The organism is Curtobacterium sp. AC272, from assembly GCF_979258155.1.
Map to the genome: position 1 here is coordinate 3,268,601 of NZ_OZ409838.1, position 17,157 is coordinate 3,285,757.

Genomic DNA, 17,157 nt, shown 5'->3' on the forward strand with positions numbered 1-17,157 from the left:
GCCCCCGGTCAGAACGTCGTGCGCTCCTCGAACACCGACATGATCATGGCCGCTCCGAGTCGCGCGCTCCGGGCCGGCTTCGCCGACCCCTGCACGGCTGACTCCACCCGGGCGCCCTCGACCAGCAGCGACAGGGTCTCGGCGATGTGCGCCGGCATGTCCGCACGGGTGCAGAGCAACGTGAGGTGGCTCGCGACGTCGCGGAAGTGCTCGGCTGCGAGCGCGGCGATCTCCGGGTCCTGCCGTCCGAGCTCGGCGTGTCCGTTGATGAACGCGCAGCCCCGCCACCCCTCGTCCGCGAAGCACTCCTCGAGGTAGCTGAAGATGCCGAGGATCTCGTCGCGGGGATCCGCCGAGGTGGTGGCGATGTGGTCCAGGGCCCGACGCCACGCACCGTGCCAGCGTCGCAGGACCGCCACCACGAGCGCCTGCTTGGACGGGTAGGCCGCCGTCAGCTCGTCCACGCTCATGCCCGCGTGCGCGGCGACGTCCTCGAAGCGCACCGGGATCACGCCGTACGCCGTGAAGAGGTCGTCGGCGGCCTTGGATGCGGTGCGCTGCGCGGTCGTCTCGACGGCCGGGGGCGTGAGTGTGAGGAGCGTCATGGGGAAGTGTGGATCACCCTATCGATCGGTGCGGACGGCGGCAGGTGTCAGGACACGAAGAAGTCCGCGTAGGACGGGTCGGCGTGACCCATGTGCGCACTGAGGCGAGCCTGGACGATCTCGTGGAGGTCGGCGGGCGGCGTCAGACCGCGTCGTCGCCACTCGACCGGGCTCTGGCGGAGCTGCTCGAGCGTGGTCTGGTCAGGCATCGTGCCGTTCCTGTTCTGCGAAGAGCGCGGTCATGTCGATGGCCTGGGTGCGGACGTCCTCGACCGCGGATCCGTCGCGGATCACGCGGAGAGTCCGAGCACGGCGGCGGCGGACGCGAGGACGCTCACCGAGACGATCCCGGTGCTCACCGCAGCGATCTGCAGCGTGCGCTGTCGCTGGGCATCCCGCAGTTCGCTGAAGCCGCCGCGGTGGCGGTTGCGCCGGCCGGACACCGACGTCGCTTCGAAGGCGTGCTTGGGTGCGCTGATCGGGTGGACCGGAGTTGCGGTCACGGCGGTCATGTCGTCCTCGTGTTCTCCTGAGCGGCCCGTTGCCGCTGGATGACACGACCGTACGAAGCAGCGGGGTCGTCGGTGCGCGCCAGGACCGGAGACTCGACGGATCGCGGATGTCGGGAGCGGCCCGGCGGTCGAAATCCGGACATCGTCCCGTCGCCACGAGCATCCGGTCCACGCGCCGACGATCGTCGGTAGCGCTTCTCGGACAGCGACACGGACGACGCGCATCCGTTCGGTCACACTGCTCTCGGTGAACCGATGACAGACGAACGAGCTCGCGTGCAGGACGACGTCCGGTCCGCCGACGTCGACGAAGCACGCGACTTCCTGGTCGGCGCGTACGACGCCTCCGAATGGCGCGCCGAGACGACCGCGCAGCCCTTCACCTTCCGGTACTCGGCGGTCGGCGACTCGACGATGACGTTGCGCGCGATCCGGTTCGACGGGCACCTCGACGGTGTCATGACGCCGTCGGACGACTTCGTCGTGCAGTGGATCACCCGGGGTACCGGCTTCATCGGCGAGGGTGACGACCGACTCGTGAGCGCCGTGGGCCGGCCGCAGCTCTGGCCGCAGGACGGCGCCGCGTTCACGTACCAGGACTACGACCAGCGTCTCGTCCAGATCAACCGGGCGTCGCTCGAGGAGGTCGCCGGCGAGCGCGGCGCGGCGTCGGGCGGCGTGCAGCTCGACCACACCGTGCAACCCGACGACCGGGCCGTGACGATGTGGCGGAACACCGTCAAGCTCATCTCGCACACGGTGCTGGATCGGCAGGTCTCGCCGCTGTTGCAGGCGGAGATGGGCCGGCTGGGGGCACTGGCGCTGCTCGAGCTGTACCCGGTCGTGTCGGCCACGCTGTCGGACGAACTGCTGCTCCCGCGCAACGCGCACATCCGCCGGGCCGTCGAGTACGTGCACGAGCACGCCCACCTGCCGATCACGAGCACCGACCTGGCCGAGGTGGCCTCCCTGAGCCTGCGTGCACTGCAGCAGGCGTTCCAGCGGCAGCTCGGGGTGAGCCCGAACGGCTACCTGCGCGGGGTCCGTCTCGACCGGGTGCGCGACGAGCTCCTGCACGCCGACCCGGCGGGGACCAGCATCGCCGACGTCGCCCGGCAGTGGGGGTTCGCCCACGCTGGTCGGTTCTCGGCCGCCTACCTCGAGCGCCACGGCGAGTACCCCCGGGACACGATGCGGCGGGCGTGACACCGCGACGGTCATGATGGGTGCGTGCTCGACGACGACACCCACCGCAACCGACTGGACGCGGTCCTGCGCGCCGTCGGGACCTCGGACGGCCAGGCCGAACGGCTGCTGGGCGGATCCGTGAACCACACGTACCGGGTGCGGCGAGCGGCCGGTGCCGACGTCGTCGTGCGGTTCCCCGTCGACCCCCTGCGCTCGGACGAGTTCCCCGTCGAGGCGTGGGCCGCGCGAGCGGCCGCAGCAGCGGGCATCACCGTCGCTCGTCCGATCGGCCACGGTGTCCAGGACGGCGTCCCCTTCATCGTGTCCGAGTACGTCGAACCCGACCCGCGGCCGATCGAGCACCCTGGACGTGGCTCGGGTCGTCCGCGCGCACCGTTGCCTCGATCAGCCTGGCGGAGGCGCCGCCGTCGTTGTACACCCGCTTCGGCACCGACCTGGCTCGGGCGTGGTCGGCGCACCTGGCGTACAACAGCGCAGCGCTCGTCGCGGACGATCCACTCCGCCGGGACGGCGCCTACGCCTCGGCCGTCGCGCTCCGGAGGCACTTCGAGCGGCTGGCCGCGGAGCACTTCGCATTCGGGGTCGCGCACGGCGACCTGGCACCGCGGAACCTGATCGCACGGGGACCGGGTCGTGCGCCCGTGCTCATCGACTGGGGTGCTGCCGAGACCGGTCCGTCACCGTGGACCGACGCCCGTCGGGTGTTCGAGTGGGCGTTCGTCGACGAGACGATCTCGCGGGCCGAGTACGACGAGTTCACCGCCGCCGCCGGGCTGGCCACTCCGGCTGACCACGCGACCCTGGCGTCGCTCACCGCGCTGCACCTCGTCGACGTGACCCGGTGGGCGCGGGAGCAGCGGCCGGACCGGTACGGCGAGTACGTCGACCGGTGCCGGGTGGGTCTCGAGCGCATCGAGCGCGCTTCGGGGGAGTGAGCGGCGAGCGAACGCGGCGGCCTGGGGTGGTCGTCGGTCACGCCCCGAGCAGGCCGCACCGCCGCAGGACCTCGTCGACGACCGCCGACAGCGGCCGGGTCGCGTCGATCGGCGTGCCGGGAGGCGTGTCCGCACCGGACGTGTGGAGCTGACGGACCAGGGCCCGCTCGGCCGTGCGGCCCCGCCCCGCCCACTCGTCGCCGGCGCGCGCATCGAGTCGGTCGTCGAGCGTCGCTGCGTCGACGGCGGCACCGGTGCGGGGATCTCCCTGGTACGCGAGTTCACGGTCCCCGTTCACCGCCGGGAAGCCGCGCCGGCGCAACTCGAGGCAGACAGCCGTCTTCCCGGTACCGGAGACGCCCTCCACGAGGAAGTTCCTGACGCCCATGCGTGGCACGCTACGCGGTCATCGCCGTCACGCCCGTGCGCGCAGGAACGCCACCTGTCGTTCCCAGTGCCGGAACCCGCCGCCCTCGTGCCCGTTGTACGGGTAGACCTCGATCCGGCGGTCGGCCGACGCGTGCGTGTCGTCCGACCCCAGCGCGTTGAAGGCCGCGAAGGTCGTGCGCGGCGGCACGACGTCGTCCATCAGGGCCACGGAGAACAGCGCCGGGGCGGTGATGCCGGCGGCGTGGTTCACCCCGTCGAAGTACGCCGCGGTGTCCCACACCGTGTCGGCTGCGTCGCGGTGCACGGACAGGTAGGTCGCGAGCTCCAGGTACGGGCCGCCGATGGCGATGTCGGTGCCGCCCTCCCAGTCGCACAGGAACGCGACGTCGGGCAGGACCGCGGTGATCGGGCCGACGTGGGCCTCGACCAGGGCAGCTGCGGCGATGGCGATGCCGCCGCCCTGGCTGCCGCCGGTCAGGGCGATGCGTGACGGGTCGACACCGGGCAGCGTCCGCACGGCGTCCACCAGGCGGACGGCGTCGGTGTACACGCGGCGGTAGTAGTGGTCGGCGGGGGAGCCGATGCCGCTCGTCATCCACCCGCTCGCGTGCGGTCCGGAGCCGTGCGGGTCGGGGGTGTCGCCACCGGCCCACCCGCTGCCCTGGCCACGGGTGTCCATGACGACGTGCACGTACCCGGCGAGGGCCCAGTGCACGCGTTCGCCGGGGCGCCCGCGGCCGCCGCCGTAGCCGAGGAACTCGACCACGACGGGCAGCGCCGTCGCACGACCGGCCAGCGGTCGCGAGACCCAGGCGCGCACCGGATCGCCGGCGAACCCCGGGAACGTCAGGTCCTCGACGACGAGTCCGGTCACGGGGGTGTCGGCCGGAGCGAGGACGGGAGCCGTCTCCGCTCCGGCCGCCCGGGCCGCGGTGATCGTGTCCGCCCAGAACGCGTCGAAGTCGGCCGGTCGCCGGACCTCGGGTCGGTGTCGACGGAGTTCGTCGAGCGGGAGGTCGGTGCGTGCCATGGGTCTCCTCGGTCAGCGCGCCGCGGCGCGGTACTGCTCGAGCACCTCGGGGTGCGGGTCCGCCGGCACGGTCGTCGTCGCGATGTCCCACGACGGCAGCGCGCCGGTCAATGCCCAGGTTGCCTGACGCGCGGCCCCGGAGGCCACGTACTCGCCGGGTTCCGGGATGAGCACGTCGCGCCCGAACACCTGCGCGGCGACGGTCCGGACGGCCTCGTTCCGCGCTGCCCCGCCGATGAGCAGCAGTCGTGACACGGTCACGCCGGTCCCCTCGACCGCGGCGAGTCCGTCGGCCAGGGCACAGAGCATGCCCTCCACCGCGGCGCGCGCCAGGTGCGGTCGGTCGGTCGTGCCCGGGGTCATCCCGAGCAGTGACGCGGTCGCGTCCGGCCGGTTGGGCGTGCGCTCGCCGACGAAGTACGGCACCAGCACGAGGCCGTCGGCCCCGGCTGGCGCCTGCAGCGCCAGCTCGCCGAGCGTGTCGTGGTCGACGCCGAGCAGGCCGCCGATCACCTCGAGCACGCGGGCTGCGTTGAGCGTCGTGACGATCGGGAGGCGCGACCCGGTCCCGTCGGCGAAGCCCGCCACGGTCCCGCTCGGGTCCAGGACCTCGGTCGCGGTGACGCCGAAGACGGTCCCGCTGGTCCCCAGGGACACCGCGATGTCGCCGGGGGCGAGCCCGAGTCCGAGCGCCGCGCCGGCGTTGTCGCCGAGTCCGGCCGCCACGACCAGTCCGGACGGTGCGACCGCGCCGTTCGGCAGTGTCACGTCGACGTCGAGCGTCCCCATCGCCTCGTCGTGGGCGACGACACGTGGCACGACGACCGTGTCCGCGGTCGGCTCGGAGCCGGCGACGCGCATCGGGCGACCGAGCGCGAGTTCGAACAGCTCCGGGTCGTACTCCCGGCGTACCGGGTCCCAGTAGGCCGTGCCGCTGGCGTCCGAGGCGTCGGTGGCGAGTGCGTCGAGGTCGGGGCCGAGCGGACTCTCGTCGGCCGGGCCGTACCCGCGCAGCCGCCACGACAACCAGTCGTGGGGGAGCGCGACGGCTGCGACGCGGTCGGCGTCGTCCGGCTCGGCGTCGCGGAGCCACCGCAGCTTGGTACCGGTGAACGATGCCACCGGGACCAGTCCCGTCCGGGCGACCCAGGACTCCCGTCCGATCTCCTCGACTATCTGCGCGGCCGCATCCGCACTGCGCACGTCGTTCCAGAGCAGGGCGTCGCGGACCACGTGACCGTCGGCGTCGAGTGCGACCATGCCGTGCTGCTGCCCGGCGATCGCGACGGCGCCGACGTCGGTGAGCCCGCCGGCGTCCGCGACCGCGGTGCCGAGGGCGTCCCACCAGTGGCGGGATCGACGGACGTGCCGTCCGGGTGGGCGGCACGTCCCTCACGGACGACGGCACCCGTCGCCGCGTCGCGGATCGTGACCTTGCAGGACTGGGTCGACGAGTCGACGCCGGCGACGAGCTGTGTCATCCCTGCAGCCTGTCAGCGCGCGCCGAGCAGGTGCTCGATGGCGAGCTGCTGCAGTCGGACGAACCCGAAGCCCTTGCCGCCGAAGTACGCGTCGGCGTCGAAGTCCTCGTAGGCGGAGCGGTCGGACAGGAAGGCGTCGTAGGACTCGCCGTCGTGCAGGGTCGGCGTGCTGAGCTCCCCGACCTTCGAGGCCTCGAGCGCGGCCTGCACCTCGGGGTCGGCGCGGAAGGCCTGCGCGCGCTCCTTGAGGAGCAGGTACATGCGCATGTTCGCGGCCGCCGAGTCCCAGACGCCCGTGATGTCCTCGGTGCGGCTCGGCTTGTAGTCGAAGTGGCGCGGGCCGTCGTAGGCCTGGCCGCCCTGCGGCGAACCGTGCTCGAGCAGGTCGACGAGCGAGAACGCGTTCTGCAGGTCGCCGTGGCCGAACACCAGGTCCTGGTCGTACTTGATGCCGCGCTGTCCGTTGAGGTCGATGTGGAAGAGCTTGCCCTGGTAGAGCGCCTGGGCGATGCCGGCCGTGAAGTTCAGGCCTGCCATCTGCTCGTGGCCGACCTCGGGGTTGATGCCGAACAGCTCGGGGCGCTCGAGGGTCTCGGTGAAGGCGATCGCGTGGCCGAGGGTCGGCAGCAGGATGTCGCCGCGGGGCTCGTTCGGCTTCGGCTCGATGGCGAAGCGGATGCCGTAGCCCTTGTCGGTGACGTAGTCGGCGAGCAGGTTGACGGCTTCGCGGTAGCGCTCGAGTGCGGCCTGCACGTCCTTCGCGCTGTCGTACTCGGGGCCTTCGCGGCCGCCCCACATCACGAACGTCGACGCACCGAGCTCGGCGGCGAGGTCGATGTTGCGCAGGACCTTGCGGAGTGCGAAGCGGCGGACCTGGCGGTCGTTCGAGGTGAAGCCGCCGTCCTTGAACACGGGCGCCGAGAACAGGTTCGTCGTCACCATCGGCACGATGAGGCCGGTGGAGTCGAGCGCACCCTTGAGGCGGTCGATCTGCGTCTGCCGCTCGGCGTCGGTCGAGCCGAACGCGAACAGGTCGTCGTCGTGGAAGGTCAGGCCGTAGGCGCCGAGCTCGTCGAGCTTCTCGACCGCCTCGACCACGTCGAGGGCCGGACGGGTCGGCCCGCCGAAGGGGTCGAGGCCGTTGTAGCCGATGGTCCAGAGACCGAAGGAGAACTTGTCTGGCAGCGGGTGGGCGTCGTTGCCATGGTGGTCACCGTTCGTCGTCGAAACAAAATGTTGCCGCGCCCAACATAAGCGGTAGTGTTGGCTGTGGTAAGGACGTGATCGCGAAGGAGCGAGCGGATGGCAAGTGTTTCGACGGCAGCAACGACTGCGGATCGCCATGGTGGGGCACGGCTTCATGGGAGCCGCACACTCTGAGCGTGGCGGGACCGCCCCCGGGTTCTTCGACCTCGGGGTCGAGCCCGAGATGGCGGTGATCGTCGGGCGCGACCCGGAACGCACCGAGGCGGCTCGCGTGCAGTACGGCTGAGTCGGCGTCCACCGACTGGCGCGCCGTCGTGGCCGATCCGGACATCGACGTCGTCGACATCGTGTCGCCCGGTTCGTCGCACGTCGAGATCGCGATCGCCGCGCTCGAGGCCGGCAAGCACGTCCTGTGCGAGAAGCCGCTCGCCAACACCGTCGAACAGGCCGAGGCGATGACCGCCGCTGCCGCTGCAGCCCGGGCGCACGGGGTCCGCGCCATGGTCGGGTTCAGCTACCGCCGGGTGCCGGCCATCGCCTGCGCCCGACAGCTCGTGCAGGACGGCCGGATCGGCACCGTACGCCAGGTCCGCGCTCTACCTGCAGGACTGGCTCGCCGACGAGGACGGCCCGATGACCTGCGCGCCTCGACCAGGGCTCGCCGGTTCCGGTGCGCTCGGCGACATCGGCGCGCACGCGATCGACCTGCGTCGGCACGTCGCCGGCGCCGAGCCTCACCCGGGTGTCCGGGCTGCTCGAGACGCTCGGCGACCGAGCGCCCCCTGCTCGCCGACGGCGTCGGACTCTCCGGCACGGCATCGAGCGAGCGCGGGCGGGTCACCGTCGACGACGCCGCGTTCTTCACCGCCCGACTCGGCGGCGGTGCGGCCGACGGCGCGATCGGCACGTTCGAGGCCGCGCGCCGCCGCAGCCGGGAAGAACGGCCTGACGCTCGAGATCAGCGGGTCAGGGCGCGATCCAGTTCGACCTCGAGGTCCATGAACGAACTGCGGCTGTACGAGTCGTCGGCACCCGCGGGAGCAGGGCTTCCGCCGCATCCTGGTCACCGAACCCGAGCACCCCTACATGGCGGCGTGGTGGCCCACCGGACACCTCATCGGGTACGAGCACACCTTCAGCCACCAGGTGAAGGACTTCGTCGAGGCGATCGTCGCCGGCACCGAGCCGTCGCCCTCGTTCGAGGACGGCCTGCACGTGCAGCGGGTGCTCGACGCCGTCGAACGCAGCGCCGCCGACGGCAGCAGCTGGACGGTGACCGCGTGACCCGCGCGACACCAGGCGCTCGTCGTCCGCGAGGCTGGGACGGCCACCAGCCCGTCGAGACCACCGACCTGTTCGTCCGGCTGCGCGACAACGGGTTCGCGGTGGTGTCGGACTCGACGGCCGTCTACGACGAGTCCGTCATGGCGGAGTCGACGATCGTGCAGGTCGTCACGCATGTCGACCATCGCCGACGACGAGTTCGCCGGGCTGCAGCGCGCGGTGCTGAACGGCGCCGGACTGGCCGGCTGGCACGGCGGGATCGCGGACGCGTTCCGGACACCGCCGACTACCTGCACATGGTCGAGAGGCCAGTTCGCCCCCGCCGGCAAGCACCCCGACGAGCGCGTCGGGGAACAGTCCGACAACTACATCCCGTACACGGTGCACCTCACCGACCTCGGACGGTCGCACCCGATCACGCAGGGCATCGAGGACTTCGACCTCGTCACCGAGCAGTACTGGGTGCTCCGACGAGTACAACGACGTCCTCGCGACCACCACGCAGGAAGCGCGCGACTTCGACGCCTGGAACCGACCGGTCACCGCACCGGCGATCTGGACACGGCTAGTGGGGCGAGGGCCGCGTGTTCGTCTCCGCGCCCGGGCACCGCCTCGAGGTCGTCGAGTCGCAGCCACTCCGCACCATCATCGAGAGGGGCCTCCTGTGGGCAGCACGGTGAACGAACCCGTCCTCCGCGTCGGGGTGGTGGGCGTCGGCGTGATCAGCCAGCAGTACTTCGAACACTTCCCGGCCCTGCCCGGCCTGTCGCTCGTCGCGGTCGCCGACCTCGACGTCGACCGGGCGCAGACGGTCGGCGCCGCACAGGGCGTGCGCGGGACGAGCGTCGACGAGCTGCTCGCGGCCGACGACGTCGACGTGGTGCTCAACCTCACGATCCCCGCCGCCCACGCCGACGTCGCGACCCGGGCGCTCGCCGCGGGCAAGCACGTCTACGGCGAGAAGCCCCTGGCGATGTCCACGGCCGAGGCCGAACCGGTGCTCGAGGCGGCCCGGGCCGCGGGCCTCCGGGTCGGCAGTGCTCCGGACACCGTGCTCGGCACCGGCATCCAGACCGCTCGGGCCGCCCTCGACGACGGCCTGATCGGCACCCCGGTCGGCGCGGCCGTCGCCTGGAGCGCCCCGGTCACGAGCTCTGGCACCCGGCGCCCGCGTTCTACTACCAGCCCGGTGGCGGCCCGCTGCTCGACATGGGCCCCTACTACCTGACCAGCCTCGTCACGTTCTTCGGACCGGTCGTCCGGGTGAGCGGCAGCGCCGCCCGCTCCACCCGTGAGCGGACCGTCGCGACCGGACCGAACGCCGGCACGGCGATCCCGGTCGACATCGACACCCACGTGGTCGCGATCGCTCGAGCGCGAGGACGGCGTCGTCTCGACCGTCACCGTCTCGTTCGAGGTCTGGGCCACGCGCACCGCTCTTCGAGGTGTACCGGCACGGGCGGCACCCTCGGCGTCCCGGACCCGAACCGGTTCTCGGACCCGGTGTCGATCGCCACGGCGGACGACCGCGAGTGGCGCAGGCTGCCGGTCTCCGCCGGGTACGCCGACGCCGGCCGTGGGTACGGGCTCGCCGACCTGGCGCACGCGATCGCCACCGACCGTCCGCACCGGGCCTCGGGCGACCTCGCGTTCCACGTGCTCGAGGTCATGGAGGCCGTCTCGGCCGCGGCCCGCGACCACGCGGTCGTCGACGTGCGCTCGCGCGTCGAGCGACCCGCCACCGTCCCCGCCGGGTCCGCACCCGGATCGTGGTGACGGACCTCGACCACAGCACGCACCTCGACCACAGCACGGACCCCGACCACCGCACGGAAGGACGACGACGATGACGACGACGGACGCGAGCGCGACCAGGCGGAGCCGAACCGGGCCTCCCGGCCGGTCACGCTGTTCACCGGACAGTGGGCCGACCTGCCCTTCGAGGAGGTCGCCCGGCTCGCCGGCGACTGGGGGTACGACGGACTCGAGATCGCCTGCTGGGGCGACCACCTGGACGTCCGGCGCGCCGCGACGGACCGCTCGTACGTCGCCGAGCGGCAGGCGATCCTGGAACGCAACGGGCTGCGCGTCTGGACGATCGCGAACCACCTGGTCGGCCAGGCCGTGCGCGACGACCCCATCGACCAGCGGCACGAGGACATCCTGCCGCCGCACGTCTGGGGCGACGGCGAGCCCGAGGAGCGTCCGGCAGCGTGCCGCCGAGGAACTGCAGTGGACCGCCCGCGCCGCAGCAGCGCTCGGGGTCGACACCGTCACCGGGTTCTCCGGGTCGTCGATCTGGAAGACCGTCGCGGGCTTCCCGCCGGTCCCGCCGAGCATGATCGACGCCGGGTACCAGGACTTCCACGACCGGTGGTCGCCGATCATCGACGTGTTCGAGGAAGTCGGGGTCCGCTTCGCGCTCGAGGTGCACCCGTCCGAGATCGCCTACGACTACTGGACCGCCAAGCGCACGCTCGAGCTGTTCGCGGACCGGCCGGCGTTCGGGTTCAACTTCGACCCCTCGCACTGTCGTCCGGCAGGACCTCGACCCCGCCGCGTTCCTGCTCGACTTCGCCGACCGGGTGTACCACGTGCACTGCAAGGAGTCGGTGAAGCAGCTCGACGGGCGCAACGGCCGGCTCGGCTCGCACCTGCCGTGGGGCGACCCGCGCCGCGGCTGGGACTTCGTGACCGCCGGACACGGCGACGTGCCGTGGGAGCGGGTGTTCCGCGTGCTGAACCACATCGGGCACACCGGACCGACCAGCGTCGAGTGGGAGGACGCCGGCATGGACCGACTCGTCGGAGGACCCGAGCGCTGGCGTTCGTGCGGCAGCTCGGCACGATCGCGCCGCCGGAGGCCTCGTTCGACGCCGCGTTCTCGCAGTCGCGGGCGTGAGCCGGGGCCGAGACTCGGGCTGAGCGACTTCGCGGGCCCGCGAGCGCGAGGACTGTCGCTCAGCGCGAGACTCGGCGCAGCCCCACCCACCGACGCAACCAACCAACCGACGAGGAGGCCCATGGTCCGGCAACCGACCGCGACACCCGGCAACGCCGCGCGCGTCCTCCGCCTGGTGCACGAGGAAGGCCCGGTCACCCGCGCCGAACTCACCCGGCGCACCGGCCTGAACCCGCTCGACCGGTACTGGCGCTCGTCGGCGAACTCGTCGAGGCCGGACTCGTGCTCGAGGAGATGCCCTCCGCCGGTGCCCCCGGCGTCGGGGTCGGACGTCCGAGCGGTGTCGTGCGGGCGTCGGGCGACGTGCTCGCCGCCGCCGTCACGGTCGAGATCGACGCGGTCGAGGTGACCCTCGTCGCCCTCGACGGCACCGTGCGCGACCGGCTCGTCGAGCCGCAGGCCACCGTGCCGACAGCAGCCCGGGCGATCGACGCGGTCGAACGGATCTTCGGCGTGCTGAGCACTCGGACCACCGCGCGGGCACGGACAGCCCCGGGCACCCGGATCGTCGGCGTCGGGGTCGCCGTTCCCGGCATCGTGCGCGTCGAGGACGGCACCGTCCGCAACGCCCCACACCTCGGCTGGCGCGACGAACCGCTCGCGGTGCCGCTCGCCGAACGTCTCGGCCTGCCCGTCCGGGCTGCGAACGACGCCAACCTCGGTGCCTGGGCCGAACGCCTGTACGGCAGCGCCCGCGGAGTCGACGCCCTCGTGTACCTGAACGGCGGCGCGAGCGGCATCGGCGGCGGGATCGTCAGCGCCGGGCGGCCCTTCAGCGGCGCCGACGGGTACGCGGGGGAACTCGGCCACACCTTCGTGGCGGCGAACGGCATCCGGTGCCACTGCGGCGCCGTCGGGTGCCTCGGAGACCGAAGGCGTCGCGGTCGGCGCTCACCGACGTCACCGGGACACCGCCCGACGACCTCGACGCGCTCGCCGCAGCGCTCGCCGAGCACCGGCCCGAGGTCGAGCAGGTGGTCGACCGTCAGGTGACGGCGCTCGCCACCGCGCTCCGCAACGCGATCCACACCGTCAATCCCGAGGTCGTGGTGCTCGGCGGGTTCCTCAGCACGTTGCTCGGACACGTCGAGGGACCGCGTCGAGAACGACGTCCGGGCGCAGACGATGGCCGCGATGACCGACCGGCTGCGCGTCGTGCCGGCAGCCCTCGGGCGGGACGTCCTGCTCCGCGGCGCCGCCGAACTCGGGTTCCGCGACCTGCTGCGCGACCCGACGGCAGCCGGACTCGTCCCGAGGCCCGCCCCAGCCGACTCCACGACCACCCACACGTCCGACCACTCCACCACCCCACGTCCGACCGCACCGCCGCGGCCGAGGAAGCGAGAACCCCATGACCTCCATCCAGCGCCAGCGCACCAGCGTGCTGCTCGGGACCCAGGACCTGACCGTCGAGGACCGCCCCGTGCCCGAGGTCGAACCGGGCGACGTGCTCGTCCGGGTCGCCGCCGTCGGGGTGTGCGGCTCCGACGTGCACTACTACCGCCACGGCCGCATCGGGGACTTCGTCGTCGAGGAGCCCCTCGTCCTCGGTCACGAGCTGTCCGGCAGCGATCACCGCCGTCGGCGCTGGCGTCGACCCCGCCCGCGTCGGGGAGCGCGTCGCCGTCGAACCGCAGCGCCCGTGCCACCGGTGCGCGCAGCGCTGGCCGGCCGCTACAACCTCTGCCCGCACATGCGCTTCTACGCGACCCCGCCGGTCGACGGCGCCTTCGCCGAGTTCGTCACGATCGAGGCCGAGTTCGCCCACGTCCTGCCCGACTCCGTCTCGTTCGAGGCCGGTGCCCTGCTCGAACCGCTGTCCGTCGGGATCGCCGCGGTCCGCAAGGCCGGCATCGTCCCCGGGTCCTCGGTGCTCATCGCCGGTGCCGGTCCGATCGGGATCATCTGCGCCCAGACCGCGCGGGCCTTCGGCGCCACCCGGATCGTCATCAGCGACCTGGTCCCCGAGCGCCGGAGCGTGCGCTGCAGTACGGCGCCACGGAGGTCGTCGACCCGACCGTGGTGTCCGTCGCCTCGGACATCGCCCCGGTCGACGCGTTCATCGACGCCAGCGGTGCTCCCCGTGCCGTGTCCGACGGCATCAAGGCCGTCGGACCGGCCGGCGCCGCGGTGCTCGTCGGGGCTCGGCAACTCCGAGATGACCCTGCCCATCGAGCACATCCAGAACCTCGAGGTCACGGTCACCGGGATCTTCCGCTACACCGGCACGTGGCCCGTCGCGATCGGCCTGGTCGCGTCCGGGCAGATCGACCTCGACTCGCTCGTGACGGGTCGGTTCGGCCTCGACGAGGTCCGCGAGGCACTCGAGAGCGACACCGACCCGGAGTCCCTCAAGTCGGTCGTCTACCCCGGCGGCGTGCCCGCCTGAGCCGGCGTGCGCGACGCGCGCCGGGTGCTGGACACCGCACAGGGCGGACGGGAGGCCCGTGGCCAGGCCGCCACGGGCCTCCCGTCCGGCACGTGACCCGGAACGGGGCCACCGGTGCGTCACCGGGACGCGCTACGGTTCGCGCATGACCGCTTCACCGGCCGCCGTCGTGCCGCAGCGCACCGACCGGCGCGCGCTCGTGTCCTGGGCGCTGTGGGACTGGGGGTCCGCGGCGTTCAACGCCGTCGTCACCACGTTCGTGTTCAGCACGTACCTGGCCAGCCGGGCGTTCGTCGACCCGGCGAAGGTGGCCGACACGTCCGCCGCGGGCACGGCGTTGGTGGAACGTGAACTCGCCCACAACGCCGCGGTGGTCTCCACGGCACTGACGATCGCCGGCATCGTCGTCGCGCTCGTGGCCCCCGCGATCGGGCGCCTGGCGGACTCGTCCGGGCACCGCCGCCGGTCCGTGCTCATCGCCACGATCGGCATCGTGCTGTCCATCGGCGGCATGGTCTTCGTCGCGCCGAGCCAGCCGTACCTCGTGCTCGGGGCGGCGCTGCTCGGCATCGGCACGGTCGCGTACGAGATCGCGAGCGTCGGCTACAACGCCATGATCGGGCAGATCTCGTCGGGCGAGCGCACCGGGCGGGTGTCCGCGATCGGGTGGGCCGCCGGGTACTTCGGCGGCATCGTGCTGCTCGTGCTGCTGCTCGTGCTCTGCATCCAGGACTTCCGCGGCGACGGCGTCGTCGGTGGACTCCTGCAGCTGCCGGCCACCGTCGCGACCGGGCAGTGGGACGTCCGCGTCGCCATCGGCATCGCCGCCGTGTGGCTCGCGGTCAGCTCGATCCCGCTCTTCATCGTCGTGCCGGAGGCCGCGCCCGACGACCGGCACACCGGCGGTGTGCTCGGTGCCTACCGCGACCTGGGTCGGGACATCGCCCGGCTCTGGCGCGAGCGACGCAACGTGCTCGCGTTCCTGGTCGCCAGCGCGGTGTTCCGCGACGGCGTCGGCGCGGTGTTCACCTTCGGCGGGATCATCGCGGCGCAGGTGTTCGGGTTCAGCGCCTCGCAGGTCATCCTGTTCGCCATCGCCGCGAACGTCGTCGCCGGCATCGCCACCTTCGTGTCCGGACGCCTCGACGACCGCTTCGGCTCGCGCGCGCTCATCATGGTCTCGCTGATCGGCCTCGCGGCCTGCGGGCTCGGCGTGCTGGCGGTCGGCAGTCGGACGGAGTGGTTCTGGGTGCTGGGCCTGACCCTGGCGCTGTTCGTCGGACCCGTGCAGTCGTCGTCGCGGGCGTACCTGGCGCGGCTGGCGACCCCCGGCCGCGAGGGCGAGCTCTTCGGCCTCTACGCCACCACCGGCCGGGCGGCGTCGTTCCTGGCGCCGGCGCTGTTCGGTGTCGCGGTGACGGTCGGCGGCTCGACGCGCTTCGGGATCCTCGGGATCGTGGTGGTGCTCGTCGTGGGGCTGGTGCTGATGGCGTTCGTGAAGCCCGAGCCGCGGGTGCTGCGCGGGTAGGTGTTCGGGCGTAGGGGTGTGGGCGTAGCTGGTCGTTCCGGGCGTAGCTGGTCGTTCCTTCCGGCCAGGTACGCCCGATCCCGCTTTCCATCCCGACGGTGATGGGAAGGAACGTCACCCGTGCGGTTGTGCGCACGGTTCTGCCAGGGCCGCGGTTCCACCGGACTCCGAAGCGCGGGTGCGCCAGGATGGACCCATGACCGACCAGCGCATCGCCGTCGTCGTCCTCGCCGCCGGGCAGGGCACGCGCATGAAGTCGTCCACCCCCAAGGTGCTGCACCGGCTCGCCGGGCTGCCGCTCATCGCGCACGTGCTGCGGACGGCGTCGTCCCTCGGGCCGGAGCACGTGGCCGTGGTCGTACGGCACGAGCGTGACCTGGTCGCAGCGGAGATCACCGAGCGCGCGCCCGACGCCATCGTCGTCGACCAGGACGACGTCCCCGGCACCGGCCGCGCGGTCGAGGTCGCGGTCCAGGCACTCCCCGCCGACTTCGACGGTGCCGTCGTGGTGCTCTCCGGCGACGTCCCGTTGCTCGACGCCGGCTCGCTCCGGACGCTGGTCGACGCGCACCTCGGCGCGGCCAACGCCGTCACCCTCGTCAGTGCGATCGCACCCGACCCGACCGGACTCGGGCGCGTGGTGCGGGACAGCTCCGGGGCGTTCGTCGGCGTCGTCGAGCACAAGGACGCGACGGCCGACCAGCTCGCGATCACCGAGACGAACGCCGGCATCTACGCCTTCGACGCCGCCCACCTGCGTGCCGTGCTGCCGTCGCTGACGACCGCCAACGCACAGGGCGAGAAGTACATCACCGACGCCCCGACGCTCATCGCCGGGCGCGGGGGGATCATCGACGTCGTCACGCTCACCGACCCGTGGCTCGTCGCCGGCATCAACGACCGCGCGCAGCTGTCCGACGCCGCCCGCGAGCTCAACGCCCGCATCGTCCGCCGGCACCAGCTCGCCGGCGTCACCGTGCAGGACCCGGCCACCACCTGGATCGACCTCGACGTCTCGATCGAAGCGGATGCCGAGGTCCTGCCCGGCACCCAGCTCCTCGGCGCGACCGCCATCGCCGCGGGTGCCGTCGTCGGGCCGGACACCACACTGCGCGACACCGAGGTCGGTGCCGGCGCGACGGTGAACCGGGTCGACGCCACCCTCGCGGTCATCGGTGACGGTGCCTCGGTGGGGCCGTTCGCGTACCTGCGTCCCGGCACGATCCTGGGCGACCAGGGCAAGATCGGCACCTTCGTCGAGACGAAGAACGCGAAGATCGGCCGCGGCAGCAAGGTCCCGCACCTGTCGTACATCGGCGACGCCGAGGTGGGCGAGGACTCGAACATCGGTGCGAACACGATCACCGCGAACTACGACGGCGTGCACAAGCACCGCACCGAGGTCGGCTCGCACGTTCGTACAGGCTCGCACAACGTGTTCGTCGCCCCGGTTAGGATTGGTGACGGTGCGTACACGGGTGCCGGAACGACGGTCCGCAAGGACGTCCCGGCCGGATCGCTCGCGATCAGCTACGCCCCACAGCGCAACACCGACGGATGGGTCGAGGAACACCGACCCGGCACACCGGCGGCCGAGGCTGCTCGGCACGCGAACGGCGAATAGAT

General features: G+C 72.4%; 13 protein-coding genes and 5 pseudogenes. 11 read left to right on the forward strand and 7 right to left on the reverse strand.

Annotated elements, in window-relative coordinates; all coding sequences use genetic code 11:
• Positions 1–8: 8 nt before the first annotated feature.
• The 3 genes from ACZZ0J_RS16805 to ACZZ0J_RS16815 form a co-directional block, all read right to left on the reverse strand.
• Positions 9–605 (reverse strand): TetR/AcrR family transcriptional regulator, encoded by a 597-nt coding sequence (locus ACZZ0J_RS16805; RefSeq protein ID WP_463437766.1) that lies wholly within the window; start codon positions 603–605, stop codon positions 9–11.
• Positions 606–652: 47 nt separating this feature from the next.
• Complete coding sequence (locus ACZZ0J_RS16810) at positions 653–814, reverse strand: hypothetical protein (protein WP_194648835.1); 162 nt, start codon at positions 812–814, stop codon at positions 653–655.
• Between the two features lie 81 nt (positions 815–895).
• A complete protein-coding gene (locus ACZZ0J_RS16815; RefSeq protein ID WP_123672963.1) occupies positions 896–1,117 on the reverse strand; it encodes a hypothetical protein in 222 nt (73 codons plus the stop codon).
• Positions 1,118–1,393: 276 nt separating this feature from the next.
• Here ACZZ0J_RS16815 and ACZZ0J_RS16820 point away from each other — a divergent pair, with 276 nt between their 5' ends.
• Together ACZZ0J_RS16820 and ACZZ0J_RS16825 are read left to right on the forward strand one after the other, a co-directional pair.
• Positions 1,394–2,323: an AraC family transcriptional regulator gene (locus ACZZ0J_RS16820; RefSeq protein WP_463437767.1), complete on the forward strand. Its 930-nt coding sequence runs from the start codon at positions 1,394–1,396 to the stop codon at positions 2,321–2,323.
• Between the two features lie 218 nt (positions 2,324–2,541).
• Positions 2,542–3,261 (forward strand): phosphotransferase, encoded by a 720-nt coding sequence (locus ACZZ0J_RS16825; protein WP_463437768.1) that lies wholly within the window; start codon positions 2,542–2,544, stop codon positions 3,259–3,261.
• 37 nt (positions 3,262–3,298) lie between these two features.
• On the opposite strand, the gene ACZZ0J_RS16830 is transcribed toward ACZZ0J_RS16825, so the two are convergent.
• The 4 genes and pseudogenes from ACZZ0J_RS16830 to xylA form a co-directional block, all read right to left on the reverse strand.
• The gene (locus ACZZ0J_RS16830; RefSeq protein WP_463437769.1) at positions 3,299–3,649 is read right to left on the reverse strand and encodes a hypothetical protein; all 351 of its coding nucleotides are present in this window, start codon (positions 3,647–3,649) and stop codon (positions 3,299–3,301) included.
• A 27-nt stretch (positions 3,650–3,676) separates the two neighbouring features.
• Positions 3,677–4,681 (reverse strand): acetylxylan esterase, encoded by a 1,005-nt coding sequence (locus ACZZ0J_RS16835; protein WP_463437770.1) that lies wholly within the window; start codon positions 4,679–4,681, stop codon positions 3,677–3,679.
• Between the two features lie 12 nt (positions 4,682–4,693).
• Positions 4,694–6,162: pseudogene (locus ACZZ0J_RS16840) on the reverse strand (xylulokinase).
• Positions 6,163–6,174: 12 nt separating this feature from the next.
• Complete coding sequence (gene xylA / locus ACZZ0J_RS16845) at positions 6,175–7,506, reverse strand: xylose isomerase (RefSeq protein WP_463437771.1); 1,332 nt, start codon at positions 7,504–7,506, stop codon at positions 6,175–6,177.
• On the opposite strand from xylA, the pseudogene ACZZ0J_RS16850 reads away from it, so the two are divergent.
• The 9 genes and pseudogenes from ACZZ0J_RS16850 to glmU all read left to right on the forward strand — a co-directional run bounded on the left by ACZZ0J_RS16850 (position 7,505) and on the right by glmU (position 17,155).
• Positions 7,505–8,652: pseudogene (locus ACZZ0J_RS16850) on the forward strand (Gfo/Idh/MocA family protein). The gene xylA and the pseudogene ACZZ0J_RS16850 overlap by 2 nt on opposite strands.
• A gap of 174 nt (positions 8,653–8,826) precedes the next feature.
• Positions 8,827–9,066: pseudogene (locus tag ACZZ0J_RS16855) on the forward strand (ThuA domain-containing protein); the annotation flags it as partial.
• Between the two features lie 262 nt (positions 9,067–9,328).
• Positions 9,329–9,880 (forward strand): Gfo/Idh/MocA family protein, encoded by a 552-nt coding sequence (locus tag ACZZ0J_RS16860; RefSeq protein ID WP_463437772.1) that lies wholly within the window; start codon positions 9,329–9,331, stop codon positions 9,878–9,880.
• Positions 9,862–10,428: a hypothetical protein gene (locus tag ACZZ0J_RS16865; protein WP_463438217.1), complete on the forward strand. Its 567-nt coding sequence runs from the start codon at positions 9,862–9,864 to the stop codon at positions 10,426–10,428. Before ACZZ0J_RS16860 ends, ACZZ0J_RS16865 begins: the two co-directional genes overlap by 19 nt.
• Before the next feature lie 132 nt (positions 10,429–10,560).
• Positions 10,561–11,554 (forward strand): annotated as a pseudogene (locus tag ACZZ0J_RS16870) (sugar phosphate isomerase/epimerase family protein).
• A gap of 282 nt (positions 11,555–11,836) precedes the next feature.
• The gene (locus ACZZ0J_RS16875) at positions 11,837–12,607 is read left to right on the forward strand and encodes an ROK family protein (RefSeq protein ID WP_463437773.1); all 771 of its coding nucleotides are present in this window, start codon (positions 11,837–11,839) and stop codon (positions 12,605–12,607) included.
• 358 nt (positions 12,608–12,965) lie between these two features.
• Positions 12,966–14,003, forward strand: a pseudogene (locus ACZZ0J_RS16880) (NAD(P)-dependent alcohol dehydrogenase).
• Positions 14,004–14,148: 145 nt separating this feature from the next.
• Positions 14,149–15,531 carry an MFS transporter gene (locus tag ACZZ0J_RS16885; RefSeq protein WP_463437774.1) on the forward strand — a complete coding sequence of 461 codons (1,383 nt, stop codon included), beginning with the start codon at positions 14,149–14,151 and terminating at the stop codon, positions 15,529–15,531.
• A 196-nt stretch (positions 15,532–15,727) separates the two neighbouring features.
• Complete coding sequence (glmU, locus tag ACZZ0J_RS16890; RefSeq protein ID WP_463437775.1) at positions 15,728–17,155, forward strand: bifunctional UDP-N-acetylglucosamine diphosphorylase/glucosamine-1-phosphate N-acetyltransferase GlmU; 1,428 nt, start codon at positions 15,728–15,730, stop codon at positions 17,153–17,155.
• Positions 17,156–17,157: the final 2 nt, after the last annotated feature.

Coding starts and splice junctions, on each gene's coding strand:
- ACZZ0J_RS16865 (WP_463438217.1), top strand. CDS start 9,862: ATGGGCCCCTACTACCTGACCAGCCTCGTCACGTTCTTCGGACCGGTC.
- glmU (WP_463437775.1), top strand. CDS start 15,728: ATGACCGACCAGCGCATCGCCGTCGTCGTCCTCGCCGCCGGGCAGGGC.
- ACZZ0J_RS16810 (WP_194648835.1), bottom strand. CDS start 814: ATGCCTGACCAGACCACGCTCGAGCAGCTCCGCCAGAGCCCGGTCGAG.
- ACZZ0J_RS16885 (WP_463437774.1), top strand. CDS start 14,149: ATGACCGCTTCACCGGCCGCCGTCGTGCCGCAGCGCACCGACCGGCGC.
- ACZZ0J_RS16830 (WP_463437769.1), bottom strand. CDS start 3,649: ATGGGCGTCAGGAACTTCCTCGTGGAGGGCGTCTCCGGTACCGGGAAG.
- xylA (WP_463437771.1), bottom strand. CDS start 7,506: ATGGCGATCCGCAGTCGTTGCTGCCGTCGAAACACTTGCCATCCGCTC.
- ACZZ0J_RS16835 (WP_463437770.1), bottom strand. CDS start 4,681: ATGGCACGCACCGACCTCCCGCTCGACGAACTCCGTCGACACCGACCC.
- ACZZ0J_RS16805 (WP_463437766.1), bottom strand. CDS start 605: ATGACGCTCCTCACACTCACGCCCCCGGCCGTCGAGACGACCGCGCAG.
- ACZZ0J_RS16815 (WP_123672963.1), bottom strand. CDS start 1,117: ATGACCGCCGTGACCGCAACTCCGGTCCACCCGATCAGCGCACCCAAG.